We start from the raw sequence: 1,819 nt of genomic DNA, 5'->3' as shown, positions 1-1,819 counted from the left end.
ATTCCGCGGCGCCTGACCGGCGGCCCCTCAGGGCCGCGGACACGCGCGCGCCAGCGCGCCAACAAACACAGCGTCAAACCGTCCCGGGACTACCCAACCCCTGATCAGTCACTTCTCCAACCAGCCAGGTCAGCCCCCATACAAGCCCGCGGCCATTCGTCGAGCCCATGAGCGATCTCACTGGCACGTATCGCCCGCAACCCAGGAGTTTCGTCAGCTGGCAGGATGTAGGTGAACCCGAGACGTTCGTAATACGGACCGTTCCACGGCACCTGGGTGAACGTGGTGAGCGTGATCTCCTCGAGTCCGTTGCTCTTGGACCACGCCACCGCATGGTCGATCAGCCGCTTGCCGATCCGCGCCCCCGCATGGGCCGGGTCGACGGAAACCTGATCGATATGAGGCTGCCCGTCGACCAGCCCGAGAACCAGGTAGCCGATCGGCTGATCGTCGTCGTCCGGCCACACCCACGCCCGCCCCTCGACAACGAAGGCCCGCAACACCTCTCGCGAGGGCGGCTCGTCCTCGGCGATCGCGGTCATGCCCACCTCGGCGAACGGCGCACCGGCCCGCCGCTCGATCTCCTGCAGCGCCGCGATCTCGTCCTCGCGCGCGAGCCGGGCTGGTCCACCGGCCACCGGAGTGGCGATGATCCCGTTGAGCAGCGCGCGCAGGGCCCAGCGCGCACGGATGTCACCGGCGGTGCGCTGTACGGATTCGGCGGCGATATGCCGGTAGATCAGGTCAACGGCCCAGGTCGAAGTCGCGGGATCGAGGCCGCCGTCGCGCAGGAGAGCCAGCAACTGCTCGATCAGGCCGAGGGCGTGTTCGGTGGTGGGGAAACGGCCGAAGGCGACGAGCGCGAGACCGTCGTGGCGGCCGAGAGCCTCGATCGCGGACTCGACCAGCTGGGTCACCCTGGTACGCCAGTCACCCTCGGTGGGCGCCTTGACCTGGGACAAAACGTGGTCGAGCATGCCGGTCAGCAGGTCGTCGCGATGGGCGAGGTAGACGTACAGCGACGCGGCGCCGGTGTCGAGTTCCTTGGCGACCCGGCGCATGGTGAGCGCGGCCGCGCCCTCGGTGTCGAGGATGCGCAGTCCGGTCTCGATCACGAGTTCGCGGCTCAACGGGACTTTCGCCGGTCGGGCCCGGCGACTGACGGGTGCGGCGTTCATGCGCCGATCCTACGCGGCTGACGAACATCGTTTGGTACGAACGCCGTTCGAAATTTACCTTCGGACCTTATCCCCGGGCGTCGGTCCATCTATGCTGGCGGCGGAGACCAAGGTCGCGGTCTGCCGCACAGCGGGGTCGGCCGAGGCAGCGGTGAAGGCCAGTCCGACAAGGAGGCGTTGATGCACGCGCATTCGTCCACCGTGGCCATCGTGCCGGGGACCGGGATCGTCGCTCGATTCGGCGATGTCGTCGTCTATCTGGCCGGGGAGACGCCGTCGACCGATCGGTTACTCGGTGCGGTGGAAACCGTCGCCAACAACACCGCGGCGAGCGCGCCCGGTGCGGCCCTGGCGCAGCGCCTGGCGGGCGTGGTGTTCGGCGGCGCTTCTGCCCCACCGCCTTTCGGCGTGCTCGCCCCGACCGCCGACGGGATGCTGATCCTGTTGCGCGGCGCGGTGATCGCCGAGATCTCCGGTGCGGAGGGCAACCGCCGCCTCGCAGGCGACCGGGCCTTCACCTGGGTCGACGAGATCATCCGCGAACCTGTCCGCCGGATCGCGGTCGGCGCCGAGATGGCCGACCCCACCAGCGCCAATCCCCGCACCGACCTGCGCGCGGGCATCGTCACCGGCAACGGTTT

2 protein-coding genes are annotated in these 1,819 nt (G+C 68.9%); one reads left to right on the top strand and one right to left on the bottom strand.

Translation table 11 applies throughout. The features are described from left to right. Positions 1-104: 104 nt before the first annotated feature. Positions 105-1,178, bottom strand: a complete 1,074-nt coding sequence (locus ACFWF3_RS34480) for a GNAT family N-acetyltransferase (RefSeq protein WP_379318229.1) — start codon at positions 1,176-1,178, stop codon at positions 105-107. A 180-nt stretch (positions 1,179-1,358) separates the two neighbouring features. Here ACFWF3_RS34480 and ACFWF3_RS34475 point away from each other — a divergent pair. Continuing rightward, on the top strand, positions 1,359-1,819 hold a 461-nt coding region (locus tag ACFWF3_RS34475), incomplete at its 3' end, for a hypothetical protein (protein WP_379318227.1).

The organism is Nocardia sp. NPDC060220 (assembly GCF_042727815.1).
Classification (GTDB): Bacteria; Actinomycetota; Actinomycetes; order Mycobacteriales; family Mycobacteriaceae; genus Nocardia.
The sequence above is the reverse complement of the archived record's forward strand: the minus strand, read 5'-3'. Positions and strand labels throughout refer to the sequence as shown.

What these genes read in the sequence shown, in the direction of transcription:
- ACFWF3_RS34480 (WP_379318229.1), bottom strand. Translation starts at nt 1,178, where the DNA reads ATGAACGCCGCACCCGTCAGTCGCCGGGCCCGACCGGCGAAAGTCCCG.